The sequence below is a fragment of the Streptomyces sp. NPDC057702 genome (assembly GCF_042799315.1).
Lineage (GTDB): Bacteria > Actinomycetota > Actinomycetes > Streptomycetales > Streptomycetaceae > Streptomyces.
Genome location: NZ_JBHVJC010000027.1, coordinates 100545 through 116231 on the forward strand (window position 1 = coordinate 100545; position 15687 = coordinate 116231).

Annotated in this window: 12 protein-coding genes and 2 pseudogenes; 8 read left to right on the forward strand and 6 right to left on the reverse strand. The window is 74.4% G+C overall.

The features are described 5' to 3' along the window. Positions 1-38: 38 nt before the first annotated feature. Positions 39-1175, reverse strand: coding sequence for a zinc-dependent metalloprotease (locus tag ACFVFR_RS21545; RefSeq protein WP_383704086.1), 1137 nt, complete (start codon positions 1173-1175; stop codon positions 39-41). 104 nt (positions 1176-1279) lie between these two features. Then, positions 1280-2833 (reverse strand): D-alanyl-D-alanine carboxypeptidase/D-alanyl-D-alanine-endopeptidase, encoded by a 1554-nt coding sequence (dacB, locus tag ACFVFR_RS21550; RefSeq protein WP_383704088.1) that lies wholly within the window; start codon positions 2831-2833, stop codon positions 1280-1282. Between the two features lie 86 nt (positions 2834-2919). Between dacB and ACFVFR_RS21555 the strand changes: the two genes are divergently transcribed. Further along, positions 2920-3417: an inorganic diphosphatase gene (locus ACFVFR_RS21555; protein ID WP_349996095.1), complete on the forward strand. Its 498-nt coding sequence runs from the start codon at positions 2920-2922 to the stop codon at positions 3415-3417. A 410-nt stretch (positions 3418-3827) separates the two neighbouring features. Here ACFVFR_RS21555 and ACFVFR_RS21560 read toward each other — a convergent pair whose 3' ends face one another. Next, on the reverse strand, positions 3828-5546 hold the full coding sequence (locus ACFVFR_RS21560) for a threonine/serine exporter ThrE family protein (protein WP_383704091.1): 1719 nt from the start codon (positions 5544-5546) through the stop codon (positions 3828-3830). 565 nt (positions 5547-6111) lie between these two features. Then, on the reverse strand, positions 6112-7596 hold the full coding sequence (locus tag ACFVFR_RS21565) for a VTT domain-containing protein (RefSeq protein ID WP_383704093.1): 1485 nt from the start codon (positions 7594-7596) through the stop codon (positions 6112-6114). Positions 7597-7843: 247 nt separating this feature from the next. Here ACFVFR_RS21565 and ACFVFR_RS21570 point away from each other — a divergent pair, with 247 nt between their 5' ends. The 4 genes and pseudogenes from ACFVFR_RS21570 to ACFVFR_RS21585 all read left to right on the forward strand — a co-directional run bounded on the left by ACFVFR_RS21570 (position 7844) and on the right by ACFVFR_RS21585 (position 10824). After that, on the forward strand, positions 7844-8212 hold the full coding sequence (locus ACFVFR_RS21570) for a YbjQ family protein (RefSeq protein ID WP_383704095.1): 369 nt from the start codon (positions 7844-7846) through the stop codon (positions 8210-8212). A gap of 562 nt (positions 8213-8774) precedes the next feature. Beyond that, complete coding sequence (leuE, locus tag ACFVFR_RS21575; protein WP_383704097.1) at positions 8775-9485, forward strand: leucine efflux protein LeuE; 711 nt, start codon at positions 8775-8777, stop codon at positions 9483-9485. A gap of 309 nt (positions 9486-9794) precedes the next feature. After that, positions 9795-10289: pseudogene (locus ACFVFR_RS21580) on the forward strand (DUF6879 family protein); the annotation flags it as partial. Further along, on the forward strand, positions 10273-10824 hold the full coding sequence (locus tag ACFVFR_RS21585; protein WP_383704099.1) for a hypothetical protein: 552 nt from the start codon (positions 10273-10275) through the stop codon (positions 10822-10824). The pseudogene ACFVFR_RS21580 and the gene ACFVFR_RS21585, both read left to right, overlap by 17 nt. A gap of 403 nt (positions 10825-11227) precedes the next feature. On the opposite strand, the gene hemC is transcribed toward ACFVFR_RS21585, so the two are convergent. Further along, positions 11228-12163, reverse strand: coding sequence for a hydroxymethylbilane synthase (gene hemC / locus ACFVFR_RS21590; RefSeq protein WP_383704101.1), 936 nt, complete (start codon positions 12161-12163; stop codon positions 11228-11230). 127 nt (positions 12164-12290) lie between these two features. Between hemC and ACFVFR_RS21595 the strand changes: the two genes are divergently transcribed. From ACFVFR_RS21595 to ACFVFR_RS21605, 3 genes and pseudogenes are all read left to right on the forward strand, one after another. Further along, positions 12291-12902, forward strand: a complete 612-nt coding sequence (locus ACFVFR_RS21595; RefSeq protein ID WP_383704103.1) for a nucleotidyltransferase domain-containing protein — start codon at positions 12291-12293, stop codon at positions 12900-12902. Between the two features lie 184 nt (positions 12903-13086). Beyond that, entirely contained in the window at positions 13087-13707 is a 621-nt protein-coding gene (gene wrbA / locus ACFVFR_RS21600) for an NAD(P)H:quinone oxidoreductase (RefSeq protein WP_383704106.1), read from the forward strand. A 396-nt stretch (positions 13708-14103) separates the two neighbouring features. Next, a pseudogene (locus ACFVFR_RS21605) lies at positions 14104-14781 on the forward strand (AraC family transcriptional regulator); the annotation flags it as partial. Between the two features lie 103 nt (positions 14782-14884). Here the strand turns inward: ACFVFR_RS21605 and ACFVFR_RS21610 are convergent. Continuing rightward, on the reverse strand, positions 14885-15637 hold the full coding sequence (locus ACFVFR_RS21610; RefSeq protein WP_383704151.1) for an ABC transporter permease: 753 nt from the start codon (positions 15635-15637) through the stop codon (positions 14885-14887). Positions 15638-15687: the final 50 nt, after the last annotated feature.

Genomic DNA, 15687 nt, shown 5'->3' on the forward strand with positions numbered 1-15687 from the left:
ATGGAGTGGTCGTTCACCTGCCTCCTGGCGTGCGTGCCCTACGACTCTGCCCTACGGTGCACCCTCGCGACCCAGTCCGCCGGTTTGTGGATCTCGGCCTTGGTCGGGAGCGTGTTCGGAGAGGTCCACACCCGGTTGAAGCCGTCCATGCCGACCTCGTCCACCACCGCCCGCACGAACCGCTCGCCGTCCCGGTACTGGCGCAGCTTCGCGTCCAGCCCGAGCAGCTTGCGCAGTGCCTGGTCGAGCCGGCCCGCGCCGCTGGCCCGACGCTTTTGGAACTTCTCCCGGATCTCCGCGACGGAGGGCACCACGGCCGGCCCCACCCCGTCCATGACGAAGTCCGCGTGCCCTTCGAGCAGCGACATCACGGCCGTCAGCCGGGCCAGGATCTCCCGCTGCGCCGGGGTCTGCACCAGCTCGACGATGCTGCGCCCGCCGCGCTCGGCCGGGCCGCCGTCGGGGTGCTCGGGGCGGTTGCCGGTGAGCGACTGGGCGGCCTCGCGCAGCCGCTCCAGGAGCGTGGCGGGATCGACGTCGGTCTCGCCGAGGAACGCCTGGATCTCGGACTCCAGGTGGTCGCGCAGCCAGGGCACGGCCGTGAACTGGGTGCGGTGCGTCTCCTCGTGCAGGCACACCCAGAGCCGGAAGTCGTGCGGGTCCACGTCCAGCTCCCGCTCGACGTGCACGATGTTGGGGGCCACCAGCAGCAGCTGACCGCTGCCCGCGCCCGCCAGGTCACGGCTGGCCGGCGCGAACGTCTCGTACTGGCCGAGCACCCGGGAGGAGAGGAACGACAGGAGCATGCCCAGCTCCACGCCGGTCACCTTGCCGCCGACGGCGCCGAGCACGGCCCCGCCGGGGGTGCCGGAGCGGCGGGTCTGCATCTTGTCGAGCAGCGGGCCCAGCACGGCGCGGAAGCCCGCCACGTTCGCCCGCACCCAGCCCGCCCGGTCCACGACCAGGACCGGGGTGTCCGAGAACTGACCGCCGGCCGGCGCCATCCGGGTGAAGGCACGGACGTGCTCCTCGGACGCCTTGGCGTGCCGGCGCAGCTCCTGGACCGCCGCCCGCGCCTCGTCTTGGCTCACCTCGGGACCCGACCGCGCGAACCGGATGGCGGTCGCCACCGCGAGGTTCCAGTCGACCATCTCGACACCACCGATGCTCGTCATGGCTTCACGGTACGTGGGCGCCCCCGATGTGGGGTAGCGAACGATGTTTCCGCTCGGCTGGCGGACAGGCCGACACCAACGGACGGGGCGGCGAGCGGGGCCCGTCAGCGGCAGCCGCAGTTGGCGACGGCCGACGCGAGCCGGTCCAGGACGCGCTGGGCGGCGGCCGGGTCGGTGCTGTCGTTGGTGAGGAAGGCGAAGGCCAGCAGCCGGCCGTCGGCGTCCACGACGGTGCCGGCGAGGGTGTTGACGCCGGTGAGGGTGCCCGTCTTGGCGCGTACGACGCCCCGGCCGACGGCCTCGTGCGCGTACCGGTCGCGCAGGGTGCCGGTGAAGCCGGCGACGGGCAGCCCGGTCAGTACGGGACGCAGCGCGGGCTGCCCCGGGCCGGCCGCCCGCGCCAGCACCCGGGCGAGCAGGCCGGCCGAGATCCGGTCGGCCCGGTCCAGGCCGCTGCCGTCGGCGAGGCGGGCGCCGGCCACGGGCAGGCCGAGCTTGCGAAGCTGGGCGGTGACCGCCTGGCGCGCGCCGGCGAAGCTGGCCGGGTGGTCGGTGGCGCGGGCCGTGTGTCGGGCCAGCGCCTCGGCGATGTCGTTGTCGCTGTTGGTGAGCATGCGCTCGACCAGGGTCGACAGCGGCTGGGAGCGGACGCTGGCCAGCGTCGCGCCGCCCCCGCCGTTCTCGCCCTTGCCGCCCTTGCCGGCCTTGGGGTTTCCGGCGGTGGTGGGGCGGGGGGTGCCGGTGACCGTGATGTCGCGGTCGCGCAGCAGCCTGGCGAAGGTGCGGGCGGCCTCGGCCGCGGGGTCCTTCACCCGGTCGGCGGGGCCACGGTCCGAGTCGTCGCGCCGGCCCTCGTCCACCATCAGGGCCGTGACGGGGGCAAGGTTCTCGTTCGACCCGATCGGATGCGTGGCGGGGCCGGTGTAGAGCGAGGTGTCGTAGTCGAGCCGGACCGTGCGCTGGTCACGGGCGCGCAGCGCGCGGGCGGTGTCGTCGGCCAGTTCGCGCAGGCTGGCGACGTGCGCCCCGTCGGGGCCACGGACGGCGCGGGCGGTCAGCGTCGGGTCGCCGCCGCCGACCAGGACGACGCGACCCCCCTCGCCCGGCGCCCGGGTGACGCGGGTGGTCAGACGGTGGCCCGGGCCCAGGGCCGAGAGCGCGGCCACGCCGGTGGCGAGCTTGATGGTGGAGGCCGGGATGGCGCCGGCGTCGGCCTTCGCGCCGTAGAGCTGGCGGCCGGTCGCCACGTCCACGACGGCGCCCGCGCGCAGCGGCCCCAGGTCGTCGTCGCGCAGCAGGGGTTCCAGGGCGTCGGCGAGCCCGGGCCCGGTGGGCAGGGGGGCGGACTGCTGGTCCGCGTCGGGCGACGAGGGCGGGGGCGCGCCCAGGGGCGCGAGTACGGGGGCCGCGCTGGGGGCGGGCGCCGGGGGCGGGCCGGGGTGGCCCGTGCCGGAGCGCGCTCCGGAAGCGGCGCGCTGCCGCTCGGCCGTACGCTGGCCGGAGTCCCAGGGGCCGGCCGCGAGCACGGAGGTGGTCGCGACCGCGAGGCCGACCGCGGCGGAACCCGCCGCGAGCAGCGCGGTTCGACGCTGTCGCGACGTGGTCGCCCGCCATCGGTCGAGCGGCCCGCCCCAGCGCCATCTGGCCTCGTCAGGCATCTTCTCGTAGCCCCTTTCGCAACCACACACCTGCGTGAGGGACACTTAACCACCCGAACTATGTGCTGATCATGGAGGAGCCACCCGTGGAGTTCGACGTCACCATCGAGATCCCGAAGGGTTCGCGGAACAAGTACGAGGTGGACCACGAGACCGGTCGCATTCGTCTCGACCGTCGACTCTTCACCTCGACCAGTTACCCGGCCGACTACGGATTCGTCGAGAACACCCTTGGCGAGGACGGTGACCCGCTGGACGCGCTGGTCATCCTGGACGAGCCGACCTTCCCCGGTTGCCTGATCAAGTGCCGTGCGATCGGCATGTTCCGGATGACGGACGAGGCGGGCGGCGACGACAAGCTGCTCTGCGTTCCGGCGTCCGACCCGCGCGTGGAGCACCTGCGCGACATCCACCACGTGTCGGAGTTCGACCGCCTGGAGATCCAGCACTTCTTCGAGGTGTACAAGGACCTGGAGCCCGGCAAGTCCGTCGAGGGCGCCAACTGGGTGGGTCGCGCCGAGGCCGAGGCCGAGGTCGAGGCGTCGGTCAAGCGTCTTGAGGCGTCCGGCGGCGCCCACCACTGAGCCCCACCCGCCGACGTCGCGCTGACCGACCGGCGCGGCGCCGGCGGCGGGGCGGCCCCGGTTCGACCGGACTCGCTCCGGCCGGACCGCGAGCCGCGGTAGCACCTCCACAGATGGGCGGAGCCCCCTTCCGGGGCTCCGCCCGTCGGCATGTCGGACCCACCACCACCCGCGCGGCGCCGTACGAGGCCCGGGGCGTACGAAGCCCCGGGCACACGAGGCCAGGGGTACGCGCGCGCCGGGGCGTACGGGCACCGCACCCGCGGCCGGGGGCCAGCGGGCCAGCCACCGCGCAACCTCGCCGGGTCACGCCGCCACGCCAGCTCCCCGGGCCACCTCTCCCCGGTCCGGCCGCCGGGCCGCCGTTGCGCGCGGCCGGCGAAGTGGCGGGGCGAAATCCCCCGGCCGGCCTAGAAGCCGCGGGTCCGCTTGGCCGCACGGCGCAGCGGACCGCCCACGTCGGTGCCCGGCACCGGCGCCCGCAGGAACAGCCGGGCGATCTCGTTGCCGAGGTTCACCCCGATGGCGATGGCCAGCGCCAGCGAGGCCGCGCGGGTCAGCGAGGCGATGCCGGAGTCCAGGTTCTTCTGGGCCAGGGCGAGCAGCCCGAAGTACGTGGCGCTACCGGGCAGCAGCGGCCCGATCGCGGCGGTGACGTAGGGCAGGGCCGAGGCGTACCGGTAGCGGGAGAGCAGTTGGCCGAAGAGGCCGACCAGGCCGGCGGCGGCGGCCGTCGAGGCCACCGCGGGGATACCGGCCACATCGTGCATGGAGCCGTACACCAGCCAGGCCACGCCCCCGTTGAGGGTCGCGAACAGCACCGTGGAACGTTCCTGCTGGAGCAGTACGCAGAAGGCCAGGGCCAGCAGCATGGCCGAGAACAGCTGCACCACGGGCCGCTCGTCGCCGCGCAGCGCCGCCTCCGGGTTGAAGTTGGCGCCCAGCCGCAGGCCGACGTACAGCACCGTCAGCACGCCGACGACGATGCCGACGATCAGGTACACCACCTCCAGCAATCGCGCCGAGGCGGTGATGTAGTAGCCGGTCAGGCCGTCCTGGACGCCGGCGACCAGCGCCCGCCCGGGGATCAGCGCGAACAGCCCACCGGTGATCACCGCGGAGCCCTGCACGTTGGCGTGGGCCAGGCTGAGGGCGACGCCCATCGCGGCGGGCGGCATCGCCGCCGCCACGAACTGGTAGAACTCCGGCAGCCCGCGCCCGGACGCCAGCCAGGCCAGCCGGTCGCCGAGCATCGCGCCGGCCGCCGCCGCGACGAACACCAGCCAGCCACCGCCGACCAGCAGGCTCGCCGCGCCGGCCAGCGCGCCGGAGGCCACGGTGAGCGCCCAGCCGGGGTACGGGTGACGGTTACGGCGTATCTCGGCCAGCCGCCGGTACGCCTCCTCGGTGGTGAAGTCGTCCTGCGAGGTGATGTCGTCGACGAGCCGGAACACCGCCGCGAGCCGCGTGTAGTCCACCGCTCTGCGCCGCACCGTACGGCTGGCCGTGATCGGGTCGTCCACCAGCGAGGGCTGGTACGAGATGGACAGCAGGGTGAAGGTGACGGTGGGCTCACAGCGTTCGAGCCCGTAGGCGTGGGCCACACCGAACATGGCCGCCTCGACGTCCTCGGCGCCCTCGCCGCCCGCCAGCAGGATCTCGCCGATTCGCAGCGTGATGTCGAGCACGCGGGGCACGGCGTGCACGGACTCCTCGTGCTTCTCGACCCGCTCGGGCGCGGGGCGTTCGCCCACCGGCATGCGCAGCATCGTGCGCATCCGGTCCTGCCAGGGCGTCTCCTTGGTCAGCCGGATGACGGGGATGCCGTGGGGCGGCGTGAACGCCGGGCCGCGCGGCGTACCCAGGCCGGAGGCCGTGCTGCCGACCGGGCCGCCGGGGAGCGTCTCGGGGCCCGTGGTCGAGCCGGGCACCACGAACGCCGAGCCCAGGTCCTCGGCCGGCGCCTCCACCGCCTCCGGCGGCAGACCGCTCGGCAGGGCGAACTCCGACGTCGGGTGCTCGTCCTCGGCCGGGTGGGACGGCAGCGGCAGGCCCAGCGGCGGTGTGAACGCGCTGTGGACCTCCTCCGGTTGGGGCCTGTGCTCCCCCACCTCGTCTATGTCACCCATGCCCTGCCTGCTTTGCGACTGTGAGGCCACGTGCCCTCTCTCCTCGCCTGCCTTCCGCCCCTGGGCGACGTCTGATCGTCGACCGGGGGCCCCAGTGTGCAACGTCTTCCCGCGCCGGCACAGGCCACCCGCCCTCCGTCGACCGGGTGGCGGAACGGCCACACACTGTGACGGCTTCGGCGCCGGGTGACGGTGCCGCGCGTTGTGATGATGGTTGCCCCGCCCGACGGGGAGAACAGCGGGGGCAGGCCCAGCCCGCGCCAGCACTGGGGGGTGGCTGACCTGCTAGGGGGCGACGCGGCGCGGTGGACGGGGCGCGAGTCGGCCGGTGCGCTACGCCGTCCGTGGACGTCCCGGGGCCCGGCCGGCCCCGCGCCGCCGACGCGGTGGGCGGTGGCGGGGCGGCGGCCAGGCGGCCGGTGGGTGGCGGGGCGAGCGAGGCGGTCTCGGCCGGGGTGGCCCCGGCAGGCGTCAGCCCCCGGAGGCTGGCCTACGGGGGCTGATCGCTCGTGCCGGTGCGTCCGCGACGCGCGGGCGGGCCCGGGGCGCGGGCCGGCCGGGTGGATCAGCGGCGCGCGTGCCGGCCGCGGGTGCCGGGCGGGTCGTGCGGGCCCTGGCCGTCCTGCGGGCCGTACGGGTCCCGCGGGTCGTGGTCGCCCTGCGCGGCGTACGGGTCGCCCTGGTGCGCCCCCGGCTCGTAGCCGGGCTCGTACCCGGGCTCGTACGACGCTGTCCGGTCGCCGTGTCCCCCGGTCGGGCCGCCCTCCGGGGTCGGCTGCGCGGCCTGGCCCGGGTGCGCCCCGTACGCGGGCCGCGCGCCGTGGTCGGGCTGCTGGCCGTACCCCTGCCCCGGCTCGGATGTCCCCGGGTAGCCCTGCTGGTTCGGGTAGCCGTGCGGCGCCTGCTGTCCGGGGCGGGCCTGCTGGGCCGGGTAGCCCTGCTGGTGGGCCTGCGGGCCGGGCTGGCCCTGGTAGCCGGGCTGCCGCTGGTCGGCCGGGTAGCCGCCCTGGCCCTGGGGCGGGTAGTCCTGTCGCGGCCGCTGGTCCGGGTAGCCCTGGTCGGGCCGGGCGGCTCGCTGCTGGCCGGGGTGCGGGGGCTGGCCCTGCGGGGGCTGGCCTTGCTGGGGGCGGGGGGCCGGGTGGCCCTGCTGGTGGTCGGGGCGCCGCTGGTGCTGGCCCTGCGGGGCGCTGCCGTACGGGCCGGGCGGGGTGGCGCCGGGTCGCTGGCCGGCGGGGGGCCGCTGGCCGGCGGTGGCGCCCGGGTGCCCGAAGACGTCGGCGCGCGCGCCGCCCGGACCGCCGAGGCCCGGCCCGGAGGGGCCGTCGCCGATGGCACCGTCGGCGCCCCGCGACGCGGCGTCGGTCTCGCCGCCGCGCGGCGCGGCGGCGGCCAGCGCGGTGGCCCCGCTCTCGCCGGCGGCGGCGGCCTTCTTGGACTGGCTACGGGCACGCAGGAACTCGATGATGATCGGCACCACCGACAGCAGCACGATGCCGACCAGCATCGCCTCGATGTTGGAGTGCACCCAGTCGACCTTGCCGAGCGCCGCGCCCAGCAGGGTGACGCCCGCGCCCCACAGCAGACCGCCGATGACGTTGAAGGTGATGAACGAGCGGTAGTTCATCCGGCTCACGCCGGCGATGATCGGCGTGAAGGTCCGCACGATCGGCACGAAGCGGGCCAGGACCAGCGACTTGGGGCCGTACTTCTCGAAGAAGTCGTGCGCCTTCTCCACGTTCTCCTGTTTGAAGAGCTTGGAGTCCGGTCGTTTGAAGAGCGCGGGTCCCACCTTGCGGCCGAAGAGGTATCCGGCCTGGTCACCGGCGACGGCGGCGAGCACCACCAGCAGGCAGACGAGCCACAGGTCCATCTTGATCGCGTTGGTGGTGACCAACAGTCCGGTGGTGAACAGGAGCGAGTCACCCGGCAGGAAGAAGCCGATGAGCAGGCCCGACTCGGCGAAGACGATGGCGAGCACGCCGTAGATGCCGAACTGGTCGATCAGATGGTCCGGGTCGAGCCAACTGGGGCCAAGCGCGAGAGTGGTCACGGGTGACGGGGCTCCTGGATCAGGGAGTGCGGGCGGCGCGGGCGGCCCGGCCGCGGTCAAAGGAGCGGGCTGAATGCGGCTGGCCGCGTCAGGGGTGCGGTAGTCAGCCCAAAACTATCAACGCCGGACGGGAAGCACCGGTTCCAGCCCAGCCAACCCCCGGCCCCCCGCGTGCGTCTCCTCACGCGGAAAGAGATCATGCACCTCACAAGCCACACCTGGCGCGTGTTTCACAGAAAGTAGAACCATGGGCATCGAAGAGTTTGGCGGCGGTCAGCAGGAACATGCCGACGTGTTGGTCGTGACCACGAACGACGTGCCGGGCTACCACGTACAGCGGGTCATCGGCGAGGTCTTCGGCCTCACCGTGCGCTCCCGCCACCTCGGCAGCCAGATCGGCGCCGGCCTGAAGTCGATGGTCGGCGGCGAGCTGAAGGGCCTGACCAAGACCCTGGTCGAGACCCGCAACGAGGCGATGGAACGACTCGTCGAGCAGGCCCGCGCGCGGGGTGCGAACGCGGTCCTGATGATGCGGTTCGACGTGGCCTCCGGCTCCGACGTGGGTACGGAGGTCTGCGCGTACGGCACGGCCGTCGTGCTCGTCCCCAAGAGCTGACCCCCACCGCCGGGCCCGCCCCCCAGCGGGCCCGGCGGCCGGCCCCCGCCCCACGGCCGGTCGGCGACATGGCCGAATCGAGACTCGCCCGATGCCGGCACGCGCGCGACGCGTGAGGCCGCCACGCGGCCGATCCGGTACGCGCCGGCAGGGCCGGGCGCGCCGTGGCCTCGTGGGGCGTGAGCACCCTGGGGGACGCGGCGCGGTGCCCCGGCCGTGACGTATGTCTCGCCGAGCACGGGGTGCGGCCCGCACGGCCGATACGTCTCGTCGCGCCCGCCCCGCCACCCCACCCGCCCCGCCGCCCGGACGGCCGCCCCCGCCGCCGGCGACTCCCGACGGACTCCGGCTCGCCCCGGCCCCCGAATGCGCCCCGGGCCTGGGACGCGGCGTCGGGGACACCTCCCCCTTGGTCGACCGCGCGGCCGGGTGCCGGCACGCGGCGTTCGGCGCGCGGGCTTCGGTACGCCGCTCGCGGCGCTCCCTCACGTCGCGTGAGGGGGGAGACCGGATCGCGGAATGCGCTTGGGCGGCGCTCGGGGCGGATGACATCCTGCGGGACATGCTGGGGATAACGGATCTTCCGACCTACCTCGCGGGCCTCGCGCTGATCATTCTGCTGCCGGGCCCGAACTCGCTCTACGTCGTCTCCGTCGCCGCCCGGCGCGGCCCGCGCGTCGCCTACCAGGCGGCCGGCGGGGTGCTGTGCGGGGACACCGTGCTCATGGTCCTGTCGGCGGGCGGCGTCGCCTCGCTGCTGAAGGCGAGCCCGGTGGCCTTCACGATCGTGAAGTTCGCGGGGGCCGGCTATCTGACCTGGTTGGCGATCGGGATGCTGCGCGGCGCGTGGGCGCTGTGGCACCGCCGGACCGAGCAGGCCGCGGCGGTGACCGACCCCGCGCGGACCGAGGCCGGGCCGGAGACGGCCGGGGCCCCCCGGGACGCGACGGCCGGCGGCCGGGGCGCGGGCGAGCGGCCGTTCCGGCGCGCGCTCGTGGTGAGCCTGCTCAACCCGAAGGCGATCCTGTTCTTCATCTCGTTCTTCGTGCAGTTCGTCGACCCGGACTACCCGCACCCCGTCCTGTCCTTCGTCGCGCTCGGCGCCTGGGCGCAGCTCTTCAGCATCACGTACCTGTCGATCCTGATCTTCAGCGGTACGTTCCTCGCCGCCACCTTCCGCCGCCGCAAGCGCCTGACCGCGAGCCTGTCGGCCACCGCCGGAGCGGCGTTCCTCGGCTTCGCGGTCAAGCTGTCGCTGGCCAGCGCGGGGTAGCCGGGGGGCTGGCGCCCCGCTGGTCCGTGCGGGTCGCGGGGCCGGCAGGAGGTACGGGGGCCGCCAGGCCCCCGGCGCGACCCCCGTTCGGGCCAACTGGTCTACCCCGCCAGCTGTTTATGCGATGACGCGCACAGTCGCGTTGTCGCATGGACGGCCCGCCCATGCCACTCGTACGGTCAGGTCGACCGGCCCACGAGGGGCCCACATCAGGGGGTTCGTCGCACCGGCCGGGGAAGGACTCGTCGAGATCCCGAGGAGACGTCGAGGGAGGCGTTCCGCGCTCTTGGATGGCGCACCTGGACGACCAGGATTCGGGACTTCAAGCGTGAGGCGTGGCGGCCAGAAACCCTCCCCGTCTACAGAGTGCCCAGCGAGGACGGGGACATTCGGGACTTCCTGGCCGGGGAGCGGCTTGACCCCGAGAACTACTCCTCCGGTTACACGGAGGGCCTGAGAAGGATCAGAGCCGAGGGGAAGTCCAAGGGCCGCGTCCACATCGTCAGGCAGCCGCTCACGGACTATCTCCGCTTCGAGTTCACGTACTACGACGTTCGCTCCCGGGCCGGAGACGACATCCGCGTCCTCGACGTGACCGACCGACCCCACCCCCTGGAGGGGGTGGGGGACTTCTGGCTCTTCGACCGGTCGGACGTCGTCCTCATGCACTACGCGCAGGACGGCACCCAGATCAGCCGGGAACTGTACGACGGCGACCCGGCGCCGTACATCGAGTACCAGCGGATCGCCCTCGCGGAATCCGTTCCGTTCAGGGAGTACGTCAACGGTGGCCATCGACCCTGACGAGGTGGACCCGTCAGGGCGTGCCCGCGCGGCCGTGCTCGATCGGCGCCGTTCCATGCCGTCGACCACCGGCCGGTCTCCGCGTCAACGGGCCGACGCGGAGGCCGTGGAGGCGGCGGACGCCCTGCGCGTGGCCCACGCGGCGGCGGCCGCGCTGGGGCGCGAGCACGCCCCCCGCGCCGACTTTCTGCGCACCTTCGGCCCCGTCACGGTGGCCTTGAAGCGTGCCGAGAACGCGGCGGTCGCCGGCAAGCCCGACGTGGTGCTCAGCCTCGCCAGCAGGATTCCCTCCGGGGGCCTACGCCCCACCAGCAACAACCGCAACCGTCATCTGCTGGACGTGGCCGACGCGCACGCGCGCACGCGTCAGTACGGACAGGCCATGGAGGTGCTGTACGGCATCCAGGAGGCGTCGCCCGAGTGGCTTCCACAGCAGCGGTACGCGCGGGACATCGCGACCAGGGCCATGCGCAGGCGAAGGACACTGACGCCGGACATGCGACGCCTGGCCGATGCCATCGGGACGCCGCTGTAGTGCGGCGATACCCCTTCCACGCCCCAACCCGACGAATGACCATGGAGAACGCGAACCTCCCCCTCCCTGTGGTCAGTGACCAGGCCGTCACTGACCACACCGGAGGTCGCGCCATGCCGAACGAAGCCGCGCACACCCCGCGCACACCCCACGACCGAGTGTCGCGCGGAAAGAGAGCGGGACAGCCTCGGGCCGATGGTCAAAGACAGCACGCGACGACGTCGCCGCCGCGCCCGGCGGTTCGGCCGTGACCGACCTGGGCTGGACGCCGCCCCCGAGCGGCACAGGTGGCTGGTCACCCCGGCCGAGGACATCGGGCCCGCCGCGCGGTAACCGGCTCCACCACCCACCCACGCGGGGGTACAGCCCCGGCCCCCGTACGACCCCGGCGGCGCGAGCCGCCTCAGTGCGGGATCGAGTCGATCAGTTCGCGCGCGCCCTGGCGCAGCAGCGCGACGGCCACCGAGGTGCCCAGCGTGGCGGGGTCGAGCGGGCCGGCCCACTCGTGGGCGTCCAGCACGGTCTTGCCGTCGGGGGTGAAGACCCGGGCGCGCAGCGAGAGCCGCCCGTCGCGCTCGGCCCTGGCGTAGCCGGCGATCGGGGAGTTGCAGTGGCCCTGGAGGACGTGCAGGAGCATCCGCTCGGCGGTGGTCTCGCGCCAGGTGTCGGCGTCGCCGAGGCCGGTCACGGCCTCGATGGTCGCCGTGTCGTCCTCCCGGCACTGGAGGCCGAGCACACCGGCGCCGATCGGCGGGCACATCGTCTCGACCGACAGGACCTCGGTGATCAGGTCCGGGCGCCCGATGCGCTCCAGGCCGGAGACGGCCAGCAGCAGCGCGTCCGCCTCGCCGGCGGCCAGCTTCTCCAGCCGCCGGTTGGCGTTGCCGCGCATCGGAACGCAGGTCAGGTGCGGGTGGGTGAGGGCGAGTTGGGCGACCCGGCGTACCGAGGAGGTGCCGATCCGGGCGCCGGCCGGCAGCTCGTCCAGGGTCAGCCCGGCGGGGTGGACGAGCGCGTCACGGATGTCGTCGCGCCGCAGGTAGGCGGCGAAGACGGTGCCCGCGGGCAGCGGCCGGTCGGCCGGTACGTCCTTGACGCAGTGCACCGCCAGGTCGGCCTCGCCCGCCAGCAGCGCCGCGTCCACCTCCTTGGTGAACGCGCCCTTGCCGCCGAGCTTGGCCAGGTCGCCCAGCCACCGGTCGCCCGAGGTCGTCACCGGCACCACCTCGGTCCGCACACCGGGTCGCAGCACGCTCAACTCGGCGCGTACGCGCTCGACTTGGGCGAGCGCCATGGGCGAGGAGCGGGAGACGATACGGATCAGCTCAGCGTCGGCCATGCCCCCACGATAGGCCGCGCCGGGGTGCGCGCCGGACCGCGCCACCCCGGGGCGAGCCCGACGGCACCGGCCCCGGCGACCGGGGGGCGCACGCCCGCGCGGGCCGGACGCGGGCGAGGATGGGCCCATGGTGCGCACCGAGACCCCGTGGGGCCCGTGGGAGCCGGAGTCGCCGGCGCGGGTCGCGCGCCGGTTCGCCGGTACGCCGACGCCGTGGTGGATCGCCGGCGGGTACGCCATCGAGCTGGCGGCCGGCCGGGCGCTGCGCGAACACGCCGACGTCGACGTGCTGTTGCCGCGCCGCGACCAGCTCGCGGCGCAGCGCGCGCTGCCGGGCTGGGAGTGGTGGGCCGCCGACCCGCCGGGCACGCTGCGCCGCTGGGCGCCGGGCGAGGTGCTGCCGGCGGGCGTCCACGACATCTGGTGCCGGCCGGGGCCGGCCGAGCCCTGGCGTATCCAGGTCATGCTGGACGAGACGGCGGGCCGGTGGTGGGTCTCCCGGCGCGACGCCAGGGTGCGGCTGCCGCTGGCGCGGATCGGCCGCCGCTCCCCCGACGGCGTCCCCTACCTCGCCCCCGAGGTGCAGCTCTACTACAAGGCCGCCGCGCCACGGGCCAAGGACGAGCGGGACTTCACGGCCGTACTGCCGTGCCTCGCCCCGCCCCAGCGGGCCTGGCTGAGCTGGGCCGTCGGGCTCACCCGCCCCGACCACCCGTGGCGCGCGCGGCTGGCGGGGTGAGAGCGGGACCGACCCGGTCGCCGACCCGGCCGACCCGGGTGGGTGTCGGGGGCGGGTCCGGCCCGGTGGGAGCCGCCCGCTTCGCCCGACTGCCGCTCGGCGCGCGCAAGAGCGGGCCTCGGCGGCGCTATGCCCGTAATGTCTATTCGCGGTAAGGGAGCGCAGACCGAGGGAGCATCGCGCCATGAGCACACCGGTATCCGTGAACGTCGCCGTCATCTACTACTCGTCGACCGGCACGGTCCACGCACTCGCCCAGGAGATCGCCGACAGCGCCGAGCGGGCCGGCGCCGAGGTGCGGCTACGCAAGGCGGCCGAGCTGGCCCCACGGGCCGCGATCGAGTCCAACCCCGCGTGGGCCGCGAACGCCGACGCGACCGCCGACGTCCTGGAGGCCACCGGCGACGACGTGGTCTGGGCGGACGCGGTGATCTTCGGTTCGCCCACCCGGTACGGGAACGTCACCTCGCAGCTCAAGCAGTTCATCGACACGCTCGGCGGGCTGTGGCAGCAGGGCAAGCTGGCCGACAAGGTCTACAGCGGCTTCACGGCCTCGGCCACCACCCACGGCGGCCAGGAGTCCACGCTGCTCGCGCTCTACCACACCATCCACCACTTCGGCGGCATCCTGGTCGCCCCCGGCTACACCGACCCGTCGAAGTTCGTGGACGGCAACCCGTACGGCACCTCCCACGTCGGCGGCCCGGACACCCCCATCGACGACAACGCGCGCACCGCCGCCCGCGTCCAGGCCGAACGCGTCGTCCGCTTCGCCCGGGCCATCAAGCGGGGCCTCGCGGCGTAGCCCATCCCCCACGCACCCTCCAGTCCGCCCCGGTGTACGTGAACCTCCTGATACTCCAGGGCGTCCTCGGAAGGCCGGGACGGGCCGGGCTCCTCGCTCCGGCCCGCCGGCCCGCCGGCGCGGGCCGACCCCGCCGTTCCGGATCTCACGCGCGCCCCCGCGATGGGGTGCATCCCGACACGGGCAGCCGTCCGCACCTCGCCGCGGCCGCTGTTCCGACGCCTCGTACGCCGGCGGACACCCGGCAGCCACCCGGTGGGGCAGGCGCCTGGCGGCAGGGCCGACCGAGGTGACGGCTACGTTCGGCGCCCGGGGTCGGTCGGGGCTGTCCAGCGTCGAGCGCATCCTGCGGGCGGTGGCTCTTCCCGAGCGAGGTGGCGATGAGGACGGCGCCGAGCGCGGCGCGGAGTGCTCGGCGTCGCCGTCGACGATGCCTACTGGGTCCTGCCCCGCACACGGGCGTTGTGGCTGCCCGCCGGGACGGTCCACCGGACCGGCGCGACACGCGACGCGCTGCTGTGCAGCCTCTACTTCGAACCGGACAGATGCGATCAGGACTGGACGGAACCCACACCGATCGGCGTCGACGGGCTGCTGGCCCATCTGATCGCCTACCTCAGCCACGAGAGCCTCCCGGATGACGCGCGGCTGCGGGCCGAGGCGGTCGTCCTGGATCTGCTGCGCCCCCTGCCGGCCACACCCATCGACGTACCGAGTCCCGCCGACGACCGCGTACGCGCCGTGGCCGACGCGCTGCTCGACGACCCCGCGGATACCCGGAGTCTTGAGGCGCACGCCCGGGCCATCGGGGTGAGCCGGCGCACTCTCACCCGGCTGTTCGTCCGCGACACCGGCATGAGCTTCGACCGCTGGCGCACCCATGTGCGGCTGCGTGCCGCCCTCCCCCTCCTCGCCGAGGGTCAGCCTGTCTCCCGGGTCGCGCACACCGTGGGATACGCGACGTCGAGCGCCTTCCTCGCGGCGTTCCGACGAACCGTCGGCACGTCCCCGGGCCGCTACCTCAGTGGCGACGCCTCGTGTGCGGCATCCGCTACGCGTGCCGCCGAGGAGTGACCACCGCGGCGCCCCGGCCCCGGGGACCCCGACCCGGTCGGCTCGCGGACCCCGCTCCCGGGCCGGGGCCCCACCCCCGCGCGGCCCGGCCGCCCGGGCGCCGTCAGCCGCCCAGCCGCCGGTAGCGCCGCACCGCCAGCGGGAAGAAGACCGCGACCAGCGCCAACGGCCAGGCCAAGGCCAGCAGGCTCGCGTGTTCGACCGGCCAGGAGTCGCCGCCCCAGCCGGGGTTGTCGAACAGGTCACGGACAGCGGTCGCGGTGGCCGACATCGGGTTCCACTCGGCGATCGCGCCCAGCCAGCCCGGCATCGTGTCGGCCGAGGTGAACGCGTTCGAGAGGAAGCCGACCGGCCAGACCAGGATCTGCACCGCCTGCACCAGCTCCGGCTTGCCCGCCGCCATGCCCAGGTAGATCCCGACCCAGAGCATCGCGAAGCGCAGCAGGAGCAGCAGCCCGACCGCCGCGACGCCCGCGGCGAACCCGCCGTGCCAGCGCCAGCCCATCGCCAGCCCCGCCACCAGCAGCACCAACACGCTGACCAGCGACTCGATCATGTCCGCCGCGCTGCGCCCGACGAGCACCGCCGACCGGCTCATCGGCATCGCCCGGAAGCGGTCGAGCACGCCCTTGTTGAGGTCGGTGGCGACCGAGACCATCGTCGACTCGATGCCGAACGCCATGGTCAGCGCGAGCATCCCGGGAAACAGGAACTCCTTGTAGTCCCCGCCGCCGGCCACCCGCATGCCGCCGCCGATGAAGTACGCGAACATCACCAGCATCATCACCGGGAAGACCAGCCCGACCACCAGTCGCCCCGGCTGCCGCGCCCAGTGGGCCAGCTCGCGCCGGGTCATGGTCCACGCGTCGGTCAGCGCCCAGCGCGACCGACCGGCCAGCCCCACGG